Raw genomic sequence first — 13,990 nt, 5'->3', positions numbered from 1 at the left:
GTGATGGTCGAGTGCGGATTCACCGCGATTCCCGGAGAAAGGAAAATAATGAGTGACGTCGTGATTTCCGAAGATCTGCGTGAGGACGTCCGCCGGATCGTCGCCGAGGTCCTCGAAGTCGAGCCGGGCGCGCTGTCCGAGGCCGACAGCTTCCTCGAGGACCACGAGGCCGACTCGCTGCTGGTGATCGAGATGTTCGCGCGTTTCGAGCGGACGCTCGGGGTGAAGATTCCGCAGGACGAGATGGTCGAGCTGGACGATCTGCCGACCGCGTGGGCGCTCGTGGCCCGGCACGCCGGGAAGGCGACGGCCAGTGCGTGAACGGGCCGCGCGGCGGGTCGTGGTGACCGGCCTCGGGGCGGTGAGCAGTCTCGGCATCGGCGCCGAGGCGCTCGTCGCCGCCGTGCGTTCGGGGGCCAGCGGCGTCGGGCCGATCGGGCAGTTCGACTCGGCTGGGTTCGAGCACGTACTCGCGGGCGAGGTCGCCGACTTCGACCCGAACGAGCATCTGCGCCGCCTCGACCCGGCTCGCTGGGGCCGGTCGGGGCAGTTCGCCGCGGCGGCGGCGCACCAGGCCGTGCGCGACTCCGGTGCCGAGCCGGCGGCGCTGCGCTCGGGTCGGACGGTCAGCGTTTTCGGTACCACTAACGGCGAATCGCAGGTCCTGGAGCGCCTGGCCGAGAACGTGACCGCGCACGGTCCGGCGGCCGTCGCGGGGGCGGCGGCCGGGCAGGCGGACGCAGGCCGGATCGCGTCCGCGGTCGCGGCGGAGCTGCGCCTCGGCGGAGAAACGCTGACCGTCGCGACGGCGTGCGCGGCGGCGAACTACGCGCTCGGCTACGCGTTCGACCTGCTGCGCAGCGGAGCCGCGGATGCCGCTCTCTGCGGCGGTGCCGACGCGTCGAACCGTGCTACCCACGCTGGGTTCCACCGGTTGGGCGCGCTCGCGGCGGACGTGCCCCGGCCGTTCGACGCCGATCGCGACGGGATCGTCACCGCCGAGGGCGGGGTGGCGTTGCTGCTGGAACCGCTGGAGACCGCGATGGCCCGCGGCGCGCGGATCTATGCCGAGGTGCTCGGGTACGGCGTGACGTGCGACGCGGTCCACCTGACCAACCCCGACCGGGATTCGATTGCCCGGGCCATTCAGGCGGCGCACCGCGACGCGGGTGTGAAACCCGAGGAGGTGGACTACATCTGCGCCCACGGCACCGGCACCCGCGCCAACGACAGCACGGAGGTCGCCGCCGTACGCGAAGTCTTCGGCGACCGGTTGCCGCCGATCAGCTCGCTCAAGTCGATGCTCGGCCACACGATGGGCGCGGCGTCCGGATTCGGCGCGCTGCTCTCCTGCGCCGCGATTCACGAGGGGTTCCTGCCGCCGAGCGCGACGTTGCGGACCCTCGACCCGGAACTGGGCGAGGGTCTCGACGCGGTGCCCGGCGTGGCCCGCCCGGCGGACGTGCGGATCGCGCAGAACCACGGGTTCGCCTTCGGCGGCAACAACGCCATCACTGTGTTCGGAAAGGTGACCGACCGATGACCACCGCCACCGCGCCGTCCGCCGGCGCCTCTCACATGTCCACAATAGACAGCGTCGATATCGTCGGCTGCGGAGTGCTGAGCGCCGCCGGGCGCGGGCTGGCCGCGCTCGCGGAACGGTTCGCGGCCGAACCGGAGCCAGCGCCGGACGTCGCTGCCGAACCTGGCCTGCCTCCTCTGCCGGTGCGCGAGGTCGCCGGGTTCGATCCGGCGGCGCTGCTCGGGAAGAAGGGCCTGAGCCGGATGACCGCCACGGATCAGCTCGCGCTGGCCGCCGTCGCCGACGCGCTGGAGGACGCCGGCGACGGACTGCCCTCGGCGGAAACCGGAATAGTGCTGGGCACCGCGCTGGGCAGCGCGAGCGGGGTGCTGGACTTCCTGCGCGACACCTTCGAGCAGGCCAGCCCGTACCTGGTCAATCCGTCGCACTTCCCCGGCACGCTGATGAACTCGGCCGCCGGGAAGTCTGCGATCCGGCAGGGGCTCACCGGGCTCAACGCGACGGTGTCCGGCGGCGCGCTCGCCGGGCTGAACGCGCTGCGCTACGCCCGCACGATGCTCGTCGCGGGCCGTGCGCAACGGCTCTTCACCGGCGCGGTCGAGGAGCTGACGCCGGCTGTGGCGTGGGCGTGGCACGAAGGCAATGCGTTGGCCACGGGCACCGCACTCGCCGAGGGCGGCGCCGTGTTCGCACTCGACGCTCCTGGCGTCACCCGCGCCGGTGGCCGGGTGCTGGGCCGGATTTCCGCCGTCACAGCGGGGTTTTCCGACCCGGCTGCCGGCCTTGGCGGTGTCTCCGAGCGGCTCGCGGCGGCAGTGCGCGACGCGCTCGCCGAAGCCGGGCTCGCCCCCGGCGACATCACGGCCGTGATGCCCGGTGCGCGCGGCCGGCGCGGCTGGGCGGCGGTAGAGGAACGCGGACTGCGCGCGGTCTTCGGTGCTGGGCCGAGGCAACGCACCGACCACGTCCTCGGCGAAACGCACGGCGCTGGTGTGGCGCTGAACCTCGCCGTGCTGCTGTCCGGCTGGCAATACCCATGGCGGACCGGTGGCTGCGGCGGGGCGGCCGTACTGACCTCCGCGGGCTTCGACGGTTCGGTCGGATGCCTGGTCGTGACTCACCCGGACTATCCCCACCACCCCTGAGCCGAAACCGGAGGAATCATGGAAACGACGCTCGACTCCGCGCCGCCAGTTCTGTCCTACGAACAGACTGTGCCGCGCGGGCTCGTCCACCGCTGGTCGCTGTCGGAGGTCTTCCTCACCGGCTGCGAACCCCGCGCTGGCACTGATTTCGCCTGCGCGGCGCAGCTTCCGCAGTCGCACTCCTACTTTCGCGACCACCCCGACCACAGCCGCTGGTACGACCCGTTGAACGTGCTGGAGGCCGGTCGGCAAGCGGTCACGTATGTCGCGCACGTCGGGCAGGGGGTGCCGCGCGATACGACCTTCATGGTCAGCGCGTGGTCGCTCGACCTGTCCGACCCGGCAGCACTGACCTGCGGCGAACGTCCGGGCGAGCTGCGTGTCGACGGCACGGTCACCGATCGGCGCGAACGCGGGGGCAGCGTGCGGTTCCTGGCGTTCGCCATGGACCTCGTGCTCGACGGACACCCGCTGGGTCGTCTCACCATGGACGTCGGCTGCACCCCGACTGAGCAGTACCACCAGTTGCGGCGCATGCAGCGCGGCAGTGGTGTACCGACCGCGTTCACGCTGCCCGCCGAGGCGGTCGGAGCGCCCGCGAACGCCTTCGAGGTCGGCCGCGCCGACCAGGCCAACGTCGTCCTGGACGCGGTGGCGAAAGAGGCGCGCGGGCTCACCGCGGCGCTCAGCCCGCGCACCTTCGCCAACCGCAGCATGTACGACCATCCATACGACCACGTGCCCGCGATGGTGCTGAGCGAGGCCGCCCGGCAGTGCGCGCTGCTGCTCGCCGCCGACGGCCCGTGGCCGCGCCGCGTCGTGCGGCTCGACGGCCGCTTCCGCAAATTCGCCGAGCTGGACGCCGCGGTCGAGTTGAGCGCTGAGCCCGGCGCGGCAGCGCGTTCGTACCGGATGACCGCGCGCCAGAGCGGTGCCGAAGTCGCCGACCTCGACCTTGTCCTGGGCTGAACCTGCCCGGATCCGCTGATCATCAGGAGGCACCCGTGCCCGGCACCGCACCCGCCCGGTTCCGTCCGATCGCGTTCTTCGACGTCGACGAGACGCTGATCTCCATCAAAAGCATGTTCGACTTCTACGACTATTTCCTCGCCGCCGTCGGCCATTCCGAGCAGGAGCAGCGGAAGTTGCACGACGCGGCCCGGGCGCTGCTCAAGCCCGGTATGCCCCGGTCGGAGGGCAACCGGCTTTTCTACCGGCGTTTCGCCGGGTATAAGGCCGACGAGGTCGCTGGCATCGGCAGGCAATGGTTCGCCGCCCGCCTCACGCGAGGCGGACTCTTCCATACCGACGTTCTTGCCGCGTTGCGCGGGCACGCCGATGCGGGCATGACCACCGTGCTGGTGTCGGGATCGTTCTCCGCGTGCCTGGATCCGGTGCGCGAGCACTGTGGTGCCGACCTCGCGATGTGCACGCAGCTGGCGGTGCTCGACGGGGTCTACACCGGCGAGGTCACCCGCACGATGATCGGCGACGCGAAGGCGAACCTGGCGCGCGAACTGATCGCGGGCACGGGCGTCGACGCGGCCGACTGCCACGCCTACGGCGACCACACCTCGGACCTCGGGCTGCTGCAGCTGGTCGGTAATCCGGTCGTAGTGGGGGAGAACCCGGACCTCGGCGCCATCGCGGCCACGGAAGGCTGGTCACGGCTGGCCGGGATTCCGGGCTGACATGGCGCTGGACCGGACCTACGCGGGCCGCGCGTACCCGCCGACCGAACCGTACGAGGTCGGTGCCGAGAAGATCCGCGAGTTCGCGGCGGCGCTGGGCGAGCCGCTCGGCGACCCGGCCTTCGCGCCGCCGACGTTCCCGATCGTGCTGGCCATGCGCGCCGAGCGGCAGGTGCATTTCGACCCGGCTTTCGGGCTCGACTACGGCCGGGTCGTGCACCGCTCCCAGGAGTTCACCGCGGTGCGGCCGATTCGCGTGGGCGACCGGCTTACCGTCGTGGTGACGGTTCTCGACGTGGCGCAATCCGGCGGCAACGACGTGGTGACCGTGCGGGCCGACATCGCGACCGAGACAGGCGAGCCGGTTGGTACGGCCACCTCGACGATGGTGGCGCGGGCGGTGCACGGCGATGGCTGAAGCCGTTGTGGGCGAGCGTCTTCCGGAGCGCTCGTTTCCGCTGACGCGGGCCGATCTCGTGCGCTACGCGGGTGCGTCGGGGGACCTGAACCCGATCCACTGGAGCGACCGCGAGGCTCGGGAAGCCGGATTGCCGGGCGTGATCGCGCACGGGATGCTGACGTTCGGGCTCGCGGTGCGTGCGGTGACCGACTGGGCGGGCGGCGCGGCATTCGTCACCGGCTGCCGTGCTCGGTTCCGCCGCCCGGTGGTGGTGCCCGACGGCGGCGCGGTGACGGTGACTGTCGGTGGAGTGGTGACCGGGCGCGCTGAGGACGGGACAGTGACCGTCGAGCTGGAGGCGACCTGCGACGGCGAGAAAGTCCTTGCTGCGGCGAAGGTTCAGGTCCACTTCGCGCGGTGATCAAGGCAAGTTTCCGGCGTTCGCTCGATTTCGGGTTTTCCGGACCACAATGGACCGCGAGGTGTCGCGACGCTTCGCGGTCCATTGTGATTCCTGCCGGGGATCGTCCGGCTCGACGAGCTAGGGTGGTGCCAGGTCCAGTGCCTTCACCGCCGTCCGGACTGTCCGCGAAACGTTAGTCCGCAAGCCGCTTGTTGCGCTCGTCCCGCCACGCCAGCGCCTTGCGCAGCTCAGTGAGGTCGTGCGGTGACCACAGCACGAGCGTGAACAGCGTGACGCCGGCGTCGGCGTAAGCGTCGGCCAGCTCCAGACCCGCCCACTCCTGTGATCGTTCGATCTCGGCGTGGTCGCGGCCGATCGCGTCGGCGTTCTCGCGCAGGATCTTGTCCTTGTGCGCCAGCGTGTCGAGGTTGTCGAAGAAGTGCCAGATGTCGGCGTGCCGCGCCACCAGCGGCAGCGTCTTCTTCTCACCGCCGCCACCGATGAGGATCGGGATCTTTCGCTGCGGTGCCGGGTTGAGCACCGCCAGCCGGTGTTCGATGCGCTGCAGGCCCTCGGCGAATGCCTTCATCCGCGAACCCACCGTGCCGAACTCGAACCCGTAGGTGGTGTAGTCCTTCTCGTACCAGCCGGCGCCCACGCCGAGGATCAGGCGGCCGCCGGAGACGTGGTCGACCGTGCGGGCCATGTCGGCCAGCAGGTCCGGGTTGCGGTATCCCATGCCGGACACCAGCACGCCCAGCTCCAGACGCTCGGTCTGCTCGGCCCAGGCCGAAAGCACCGTCCACGCCTCGAAGTTCTCGACATCGGGCTGCTCGCCTTCGGCCGCGATGCCCTTGACCGGGTCGATCGTGCCCACCGGGACATTGAAGTGGTCGTAGCAGAAGAGGACGTCGGTGCCCGCTTCCTCGATTTCGAACACCTTGTCGCGCAACGCCCGGTAGGTGACACCTTCGCCGCCCTGCACGAGCTGTACGCCGATGCGGACCGGTTTCGCCATTGTTTCTCCCCAATTCTTTTATCGGTTGTTGCTGTTTTCAGGCTAATCGGGGTGGCGAGGGTGCCGGTATGTCACTTTCGGTGCAGAGAACGGTGCCGATAAAAAATTGGCCGCGACACCGGTGCCGCGGCCAATTTTTATCTAACGCTATTCCCCGGCGGGGAAATCCGCGCCGCGGGAAACTTGCTCCCACTTCAGCAGTTCCGTCCGGGCCGACTCCAGTGCGGCCGAGATGTTCTCCACCGCGTCGCTGCCCAGCGGCAGTCGCAGCGGCGTCTCCTCGGCGGCGAGTGCGGTCAGGATCGCCTCGGCCGCCCGTACCGGGTCGCCCGGTTGCCCGCCGTCCGCGCCGGTGAGGCCGGAGCGGACCGGTTCGAGCGCTTCGCGGTACACCTCGCCGATCTCGCTGAACTTCAGCACGCCCGGCTTGTTGAAGCCGGTGCGGAACGCGCCGGGCTCGACGATCAGCACGTCGATGCCGAACGGCTTGACCTCCGCCGCCAGTGCCTCCGACCAGCCCTCCAGTGCGAACTTCGTGGCGGAGTATGCGGAGATGCCGCCGAACGACAGCCGGCCGCCTTGGCTGCTGAGCTGCACGATCGCGCCGGTGCCGCGCTCGCGCATGCCGGGCAGCACGGCGCGGGTGAGTTCGGCCGGGCCGAACAGGTGCAGGTGCATGAGGTCGCGCAGTTCAGCGGCGGTCGTCTCCTCCGCGGCGCCGACGAGGCCGAAGCCGGCGTTGTTGACCAGCACGTCGATCCGGCCGTGGCGGTCGAGGACCTCGGCGACCGCGGCGGGGACGCGCGCGTCGTCGGTGACGTCGAGCTGTACCGGCCAGGCCCTCTCGGGGTACGCCGCGACGAGGTCGGCCACCGAGTCCGGTTTGCGGACGGCGGCGGCCACGGTGTCGCCGGCGGCGAGGGCGGCCTCGGCGAGGGCTCTGCCGAAACCGGACGACGCCCCGGTGATCAACCAGACGCGTGGGCTCATGGGTGGTGCACTCCTTTTCTCTTTCGGTGATCAGGAAAAACGATCAAGGATTTTCCGGTTACCGTCGGGTCGAGTACGGCGTCCAGTGCGGCTGTGGTGTTTTCCAGCGGGAACCGGTGCCACGGCAATCCGGCTTCTTCGCCCCCTCGTAGACCGCCGTCGGCCAGTGCTCTCGAAACCGCCGCGACGCCGTTCTTTGCCGCGTTCGCTGGAATGGCGTAGAGGAACACGCCTTGCCAGCGGAGGTTCGGCATCATCATCGCGCGTACGTCAAGGGTGAGAGTGTCGCCCTCGTCGCACGCGTAATACGCCACGGTCCCGCCAGGCGCTAGCACTGCCGCGTCGATCGCGCTGTTCTGTGCCACCGCGACCTCCACGACGACGTCTACCCCCGCTGGCGCGAACGCGCGCACGGCCTCGGCGACGTCCTCGGTGCGGTAGTTCACCACGCGCGTCGCACCGGCGGCCTTGGCCAGTACGGCTTTCTCTGGCGTGCTGACCGTCGTGACGACCGAAGCTCCGGCCCAGCGCGCCAGCTGGATCGCGGCGTTGCCGACCGCGCCGGCACCGCCCGCGACCAGCACCGTGCGACCGGTCAACGTGTCGGGCGCGAGCTGCGCGGGACCGCCTTCGCCGATGGTGAGGCATCGATGTGCGGTCAGCGCTGGGATGCCGACACTCGCGCCGGTTTCGAAGGAAACGTTGTCCGGCAATGGAATCGCGAGCGCAGCCGGCAGCGTGACGTACTCCTGCGCGGTGCCGCTTGTGCGCTGCCAGCTCGCCGCCCACAGCCACACGCGCTGCCCGGCTCGCGCCGGATCGACACCCTCGCCAACGAAGTCGACGATCCCGGCACCGTCGTGGTTCGGCACGTAGTCGCTGTCATCCGAGCGGCCGCGCGATTTCGCGTCGATCGGGTTCACTCCGGACGCCTGTACGCGGATCCGCACCTCACCGGGGCTGGGAACCGGTACCGGGCGTTCCGTGACGCGGGCTGTCGTCCTTCCGCGGCGACGGGAGAACACCGCGGCCCGCATCGTCGCCGTGCTCACGCAGTCTGGCCGGTCAACTCAGCGGCCTCGTCGGGCTCGCGGTCCGTCGTACGCGGCTCGCGGGCGAGCAGACCGACCGTGATCGCGCCGAGCAACGACACCGCCGCGATTGTCCACAGTCCGATGTGCAGCGCACCGGTGTAGGCTGCGGTCGCCGCGTCGCGGGCACCCGGACCAGCCGCGTCGACCGCGCCGGTCATGTCGCCTTGCAGCAGCTTCGCGGTGACCGGTCCGGCCTTCTCCTCGCTGAGCGTGTCCCCGAGCTTGGCCTGCGTGACGGCGGTGAGCAGCGAACCGAGCACGGCGATCGCGACGGACTCGCCGCCGAGACGCATCGTGTTGAACACGCCCGCGGCCATCCCCGCTCGCGCCGGCTCGACCGACGACACCGCCGCGCCGTCGAGGATCGCCAGCGAAACGCCGAAGCCGGCGCCGATGCACAGCAGCGGTCCGGCGATCTCGCCGATCGAGGCTCCAGGGTGGATCACCGTCAGCCACGCGGCACCCCCGGCGACGAGCAGCATCGTCACGACCAGCAGGACGCGCTGCTGCACGCGGTGCGCGATCGAGGAGATCGCGATCGGCACGACGAGCGTTGGCCCGGTCAGCAGGACGAGCAGCAGCCCGGCACCGCTCGCGCTCAGCCCGTCGACCGCCATGAAGTACGGCGGCAGGGCGATGAGCAGCGCGACGAACCCGAAGGCCAGCAATACCGGCATCGCGCAGATCGCGAGGAACCGCGGCTGGGTGAAGAGCGAAACGTCGATCATCGGGTGGTCCTTGCGGCGTTCGATCACCACGAACACCGTCAGCAGCACCGCGAACGCGGCGAACGCGGCGAGCACGAGCGGGCTGCCCCAGCCCAGCTCCGGGCCCTCGATCAGCGCGAGCACGAACAGCGACAGGCCCGCGGTGAACGTGAACGCACCCGGCCAGTCCGCGCCGGCCGGGTGGGCGTCCTTCGACTCGGTGAGCAGCGGCACCAGCGCGAGGAGAGGCAGCACCACGACCGCGGCCGCGCCGAAGAACGCGCGCCAGCCCAGCGACGTGACCAACAGGCCGGCGAGCAACGGCCCGAACGCGAGCCCGAGCCCGATCGCCGTCCCGAACAGGCCGAACGCGCGCGTGCGGGCCGGACCTTCGAAAGCGTGCGCGAGGAGGGCACTGCCACCGGTGGTGACGCACGCGGCGCCGACGCCCGCGAGCACCCGCGCGCCGACCAGCAGGCCGATCGACGGGGCGAATGTCGCGACCAGCATCGCCGCGCAGAAGAGCGCGATGCCGCCGCCGAACATCCGGCGCCGTCCGGTCAGGTCGGCGAGCGACCCGGTGATCGCCATGAACGCGGCGAAGGCGAGAAAGAACGCGTTCACCACCCACTGGGCGGATGCGAGGCTGGTCGAGAGACTGCCGCTGATGTCGGGCAGTGCGACGGACGCACCGGTGGCGGTGACCGGGACCAGCACGATCGCGGCGCAGACCGCGAAGAGCGTGAGGCCGGGCCGGGTGCGCCGCGGCGCGGCGGTGACCTCCATGGAGACCCCTTCCAAGGCTACAGGCACTTGATGAGTATACGAACTCTGATCGACAGCAGTAATCGAAGCAGCACGCACCGGTCGCCGTCAAGTCGGGCCGTGCACGGAAGATAGCTGCCGGGCATTCGAGCCCTGATAGTGTTGGGAGGGTTCGCCGAGGAGGTCGCATGGGTGTCGAAGAACGGATCGCCGAGAGCCTGGAAACACGGCTCGGCACGTATCTCAAGCGCGCCGAGCAAGCGCTCATGGCGGAGAAGAACCGCGTGCTCAAGCCTTTCGGTCTGTCCGTGCCGCAGTACGCCGCGCTGCACGCGCTGTCCATGTCACCGCTTTCCGGTGCGCAGCTCGCACGCGTCTGCTGCGTGACGCCGCAGAGCATGGCTTCGATGCTGGGCACGCTGGAGTCGAAGAAGCTCATCGAGCGCACGCCGTCCGACGTGCACGCGCAGGTCCTGGTGGCACGGCTCACCCGTTCCGGTCACGCGGTTTTCCGCAAGGCCGACGCGGCCGCACTCGCGGTGGAGGCGCGGCTGTCCGCCGCGTTCGAGCCCGACGAGGAGAAGGCGTTGCGCGAACTGCTTCAGCGAGCGGTCCGCACGCTCGGCGAGCACTGAACTTTGGTGACATCGCAGCGCTCGTAGGGCACAAGAACCGCACCACCCGCCCTGTCCGCGCCTAGTTTCGGCATCGACCGGAGTGACGGACAGGCCCCGCCGACCGCGGGGGAGAGGGGTGCGCGATGGACGAGCCGGTGCTGATCGTCGGTGCGGGTCCGGTAGGCATGCTGCTGGCGTGCGAACTGCTGCGCCAGGGAGTGCCGGTGCGACTGGTCGACGCCGCCCGCGACCACTCCGCCCACTCGCGCGCCACGATCGTGTGGCCGCGGCTGCTGGAGCTCATGCACCACAGCGGACTGACCGAGCGACTGGCCGACGCGGGCCATCCGATCGACGGCGTGACCTACTTTTCCCGGGGCCGCCCGCTCGGCACCGCGTGGATGAACCGTCTGCCCGACACGCCTTACCCGTTCGCGGTCGCGATCGCGCAGCGCGAGACCGAGCGGATCATCGAGGACCGGCTGGCCGAACTGGGCGGCAAGATCGAACGCGGGGTGCGCCTGACCGAGCTGCGCGACGGCCCGCGTCCGATGGCCGTGCTCGCCGGACCCGACGGCACTACCGAGGAGGTGGTGCCGGAGTGGCTGGTCGGGGCGGACGGCGCGCACAGCTCGGTGCGCAAGCTCGTCGGGAGTTCCTTCGAGGGCGCGGAGTTCGACGTGTCCTTCTCTGTCACCGACGCCGAGATCGCTGGTGACGCGCCGCAAAACGTCGTGAGCTACTGCTACACCCCCGAAGGCAGCCTCGCCTTCGGCCCGCTCGGCGGCGGCGTGTGCCGGGTCGCGGTGAGCGTGCCGCACGCGAGCGACGACACCCCGCCGTCGCGGCAGTTCTTCCAGCGCATTGTCGACGAACGCGGCCCGGGCCGAAACGTGCTGGGAGAGCTGCGGTTCAGCACGACGTTCCGGGTGCACGCCCGCACCGCGTCCGCGTTCCGGTCGGGCCGGGTCCTGCTCGCGGGCGACGCCGCGCACATTATGAGCCCGGCGGGCGCACAGGGCATGAACACCGGTCTGCAGGACGCGGTGAGCCTGGGCTGGCGGCTGGCCGCGGTCCTTCGCGGCGAGCTCCCAGAGTCCATTGTGGATGAATATGACCGCGAGCGGCGCGACGCCGCGCACGCGGTCGCGCGTATCACCGCTCTGCAGACGCAGTGGGGCCTGCTGCGCAGCCGCCGGCAGATCGCAGTGCGGGACAACGTCCTGCGGGCCGCGAACACCACCGGATTCCTGCAGCGAACCCTCGCTCCGCTGGTCGCTCAGACCGGCGTGCGGTATCCGGCGGGCAACGTCCTGCGCGACACCGTGCGCCGCAACCAGATTCGTCCGGGAGAGCGGCTGCCGGTGCTGCCGGTCGCGGGGCCGCTAGCCCCCGAAGTGCGCGTCGCGGGGCGCACGTGGACGCCGGTCTCGGCGGACCGCCCGACCGTGCTGTTGTGGCCGGGCCACCGCGTCCGCCCGGACTGGCCGGCGCTCACCGGAGACGTGCGTTCCCGGCTGCCGGAGGAGATCGCGGTGGTCGAACCGCGTTACGCCGAGGGGCCGCTGTCGGCAGCGCTGGGCCGCGGGCCGGTCGCGGCGGTCGTGCGGCCGGACGGGCACTTGCACGCGGTGGTTCCGCTGACCCGGGCGGGGGAGGTTTCGGGGGTGGTCGCCGCGCTGGGAGATCAGGTGCGGTGAGCGGTCACGGCTGCGGGTACTGGCCCGGCGGTATCTGCTGGGGCGGGTACGGGGAACCGGGCTGAGGCGGCTGCGGGGCGCCCGGATAGTAATTTCCGCCGGGCTGGGGCGGGTATTGTGGCGGCGGGTATTGCATGCCCTGCTGCGGGACGCCGGGGTAAGGGGCGCCGGGGTAAGGGGCACCGCCCGGGTACTGCGGATTCTGCGGGTAGCCCGGATACCCCTGCTGCGGCGGGAAGTATCCCGGCGGAGGGCCGGGCTGCTTCTTCTTCCCGGCGATCTTCACGACCGCAATCACGATCCCGACGATCAGCAGCAGAAGCAGAATGTGCCACGGTTGCAGCGCGTTCACGAGGTAGTCCCTTCCCTGGGCGCGGCTTCAGCCTTGCGGATACGGCCGCTGCTGGCCGTGCGGCGCGCCCGGCGGACCGTACTGCGGAACCTGCCCCGGATAGTGGCCGGGCGGATACTGGCCCGGGACTGGCCCCGGCGGCGGCTGCTTGCGCTTCCCCACGGTGAACTTCAGCACCAAGGCGATGGCGAGCACCACGAGCAATGCGCAAGGCAACAGCACAATAACCACGCTGATGAGGCTAACAGGGGCGCCGTCTCGTCGCTGGCGCTGGCAATGCCGGCCACCTCCGCCTCGCGACAAGATCGCGACACAATGCGGGATCCGGCCGGACATCGCGTCGGCAGCATCGGCGGCATGACACGTACTCAGCCTAACGATGTCGCGGTCGCCGCGCGCAGACCGCACGTGCCCGCGCTGGACGGCTTGCGCGGGATCGCGATCGTGGGAGTGCTGCTGTTCCACACTGGACACCTGCCCGGCGGTTTCCTCGGCGTGGACCTGTTTTTCGCGCTGTCCGGCTACCTCATCACCGATCTTCTGCTCCGCGAGGCAAGGCAGCCGGGCACGATCTCGCTGACCGCCTTCTGGGGACGGCGGATCCGCCGCTTGTTCCCCGCCCTGGCGACGATGCTCGCGGTGGTCGCGCTGGTGGTCTGGGCCGCCGGAGTCCCGGACCTGGTCCGGACGACGCTGTCGGACGGCCCGTGGGTGCAGCTCAATCTGGTCAATTGGCATTTGCTCGCCGAATCGGCGGGCTACTGGGACCGGTTCGGGACCGGCCGGGTCTTCGAGCATCTCTGGAGCATCGCGGTCGAAGAGCAGTTCTACCTGCTGTGGCCGGTGGCGGTGATCCTCGCGGTGCGGTTCGCGAAGCGCGCGGAGCACCGGGTCGCGGCCGTCGCGCTCGGCGGGTCGGTCGTGTCCTTGGTGCTGATGGCAGTGCTGCTCGATCCGGCTGACCCGAGCCGGGTGTACACCGGCACGGACACCCGGGCGTTTTCGCTGCTGCTGGGCGCCGCGGTCGCGACCCGGCCGGTCGGGCGGGTGCTGCAACGGTTTCCTGGCCTGGTGGCGGACGTCTTGGCGGTGGTGCTGGCCGTCGTGCTTGCCGCGGTGTGGTCGCTGGCGGACGGGGCGAACACGCCGTGGCTGTTCCCCGGCGGGCTGTTCGCGCATTCGCTGTGCGCGGCGGTGCTGATCGGGTTGTGCGCGCAGCGGCGGAATTCCGTCGTCGCCGGTGTCTTGTCGTGGCGGCCGTTGCGATGGCTGGGCGAGGTTTCCTACAGCCTGTACCTGTGGCACTGGCCGGTCCGCGTGCTGCTCTCCCCGTCGGTGACCGGGCTGGCCGGGTGGTCGTGGACCGCGCTGGTCGTCGCGGTGTCGATCGCGTTGGCGATCGCGTCGAAGCACCTGGTCGAGGACCCGGTGCGGTTTCGGGCAAGGTGGGCCAGGGGCCGCCGCGGCGGGTTGGTGTTCGCGGCGGCGCTGGCGGGGCTCGGGGTGCTCTGGCTGGTGCTGCCCGCCCCGGCACCGGTCACGGTCGACCTCGGCGGGTTGTGAGC

Annotated in this window: 16 protein-coding genes; 10 read left to right on the top strand and 6 right to left on the bottom strand. The window is 70.6% G+C overall.

The window, feature by feature from the left end; genetic code table 11:
- Window positions 1–48: 48 nt before the first annotated feature.
- From AMYBE_RS0126975 to AMYBE_RS0126945, 7 genes are read left to right on the top strand one after another with little or no spacing between them, the layout of a single operon-like run.
- Window positions 49–321: an acyl carrier protein gene (locus AMYBE_RS0126975; protein WP_020662517.1), complete on the top strand. Its 273-nt coding sequence runs from the start codon at window positions 49–51 to the stop codon at window positions 319–321.
- A complete protein-coding gene (locus AMYBE_RS0126970) occupies window positions 314–1,543 on the top strand; it encodes a beta-ketoacyl-[acyl-carrier-protein] synthase family protein (RefSeq protein WP_020662516.1) in 1,230 nt (409 codons plus the stop codon). Before AMYBE_RS0126975 ends, AMYBE_RS0126970 begins: the two co-directional genes overlap by 8 nt.
- Window positions 1,540–2,688 carry a beta-ketoacyl synthase N-terminal-like domain-containing protein gene (locus tag AMYBE_RS43460; protein WP_020662515.1) on the top strand — a complete coding sequence of 383 codons (1,149 nt, stop codon included), beginning with the start codon at window positions 1,540–1,542 and terminating at the stop codon, window positions 2,686–2,688. Before AMYBE_RS0126970 ends, AMYBE_RS43460 begins: the two co-directional genes overlap by 4 nt.
- Window positions 2,689–2,706: 18 nt before the next feature.
- Window positions 2,707–3,657: an AfsA-related hotdog domain-containing protein gene (locus AMYBE_RS0126960; protein ID WP_020662514.1), complete on the top strand. Its 951-nt coding sequence runs from the start codon at window positions 2,707–2,709 to the stop codon at window positions 3,655–3,657.
- 35 nt (window positions 3,658–3,692) lie between these two features.
- Window positions 3,693–4,379: an HAD family hydrolase gene (locus tag AMYBE_RS42395; RefSeq protein WP_020662513.1), complete on the top strand. Its 687-nt coding sequence runs from the start codon at window positions 3,693–3,695 to the stop codon at window positions 4,377–4,379.
- Between the two features lies 1 nt (window position 4,380).
- Window positions 4,381–4,797 (top strand): FAS1-like dehydratase domain-containing protein, encoded by a 417-nt coding sequence (locus tag AMYBE_RS0126950; RefSeq protein WP_020662512.1) that lies wholly within the window; start codon window positions 4,381–4,383, stop codon window positions 4,795–4,797.
- A complete protein-coding gene (locus AMYBE_RS0126945) occupies window positions 4,790–5,200 on the top strand; it encodes a MaoC/PaaZ C-terminal domain-containing protein (RefSeq protein WP_027928048.1) in 411 nt (136 codons plus the stop codon). Before AMYBE_RS0126950 ends, AMYBE_RS0126945 begins: the two co-directional genes overlap by 8 nt.
- A 175-nt stretch (window positions 5,201–5,375) precedes the next feature.
- Here AMYBE_RS0126945 and AMYBE_RS0126940 read toward each other — a convergent pair whose 3' ends face one another.
- The 4 genes from AMYBE_RS0126940 to AMYBE_RS0126925 form a co-directional block, all read right to left on the bottom strand.
- Window positions 5,376–6,200 carry an LLM class F420-dependent oxidoreductase gene (locus AMYBE_RS0126940; protein ID WP_020662510.1) on the bottom strand — a complete coding sequence of 275 codons (825 nt, stop codon included), beginning with the start codon at window positions 6,198–6,200 and terminating at the stop codon, window positions 5,376–5,378.
- A 147-nt stretch (window positions 6,201–6,347) separates the two neighbouring features.
- The gene (locus AMYBE_RS0126935) at window positions 6,348–7,190 is read right to left on the bottom strand and encodes an oxidoreductase (protein ID WP_020662509.1); all 843 of its coding nucleotides are present in this window, start codon (window positions 7,188–7,190) and stop codon (window positions 6,348–6,350) included.
- Complete coding sequence (locus tag AMYBE_RS0126930) at window positions 7,187–8,140, bottom strand: NADPH:quinone reductase (RefSeq protein ID WP_020662508.1); 954 nt, start codon at window positions 8,138–8,140, stop codon at window positions 7,187–7,189. Before AMYBE_RS0126930 ends, AMYBE_RS0126935 begins: the two co-directional genes overlap by 4 nt.
- A gap of 98 nt (window positions 8,141–8,238) precedes the next feature.
- Window positions 8,239–9,804, bottom strand: coding sequence for an MFS transporter (locus AMYBE_RS0126925; protein WP_211226858.1), 1,566 nt, complete (start codon window positions 9,802–9,804; stop codon window positions 8,239–8,241).
- Between the two features lie 140 nt (window positions 9,805–9,944).
- On the opposite strand from AMYBE_RS0126925, the gene AMYBE_RS0126920 reads away from it, so the two are divergent.
- Both AMYBE_RS0126920 and AMYBE_RS42390 read left to right on the top strand, forming a co-directional pair.
- A complete protein-coding gene (locus AMYBE_RS0126920; RefSeq protein ID WP_020662506.1) occupies window positions 9,945–10,391 on the top strand; it encodes a MarR family winged helix-turn-helix transcriptional regulator in 447 nt (148 codons plus the stop codon).
- A gap of 125 nt (window positions 10,392–10,516) precedes the next feature.
- Entirely contained in the window at window positions 10,517–12,073 is a 1,557-nt protein-coding gene (locus tag AMYBE_RS42390) for an FAD-dependent monooxygenase (protein WP_020662505.1), read from the top strand.
- A gap of 4 nt (window positions 12,074–12,077) precedes the next feature.
- On the opposite strand, the gene AMYBE_RS0126910 is transcribed toward AMYBE_RS42390, so the two are convergent.
- Complete coding sequence (locus tag AMYBE_RS0126910; RefSeq protein ID WP_020662504.1) at window positions 12,078–12,425, bottom strand: hypothetical protein; 348 nt, start codon at window positions 12,423–12,425, stop codon at window positions 12,078–12,080.
- A gap of 27 nt (window positions 12,426–12,452) precedes the next feature.
- Window positions 12,453–12,656, bottom strand: coding sequence for a hypothetical protein (locus tag AMYBE_RS45105; RefSeq protein WP_154676307.1), 204 nt, complete (start codon window positions 12,654–12,656; stop codon window positions 12,453–12,455).
- Window positions 12,657–12,782: 126 nt separating this feature from the next.
- On the opposite strand from AMYBE_RS45105, the gene AMYBE_RS0126900 reads away from it, so the two are divergent.
- Window positions 12,783–13,988: an acyltransferase family protein gene (locus tag AMYBE_RS0126900; protein WP_027928046.1), complete on the top strand. Its 1,206-nt coding sequence runs from the start codon at window positions 12,783–12,785 to the stop codon at window positions 13,986–13,988.
- Window positions 13,989–13,990 lie beyond the last annotated feature (2 nt).

Source organism: Amycolatopsis benzoatilytica AK 16/65 (assembly GCF_000383915.1).
Lineage (GTDB): Bacteria > Actinomycetota > Actinomycetes > Mycobacteriales > Pseudonocardiaceae > Amycolatopsis > Amycolatopsis benzoatilytica.
This window is presented reverse-complemented; position numbering and strand designations above follow the sequence as displayed.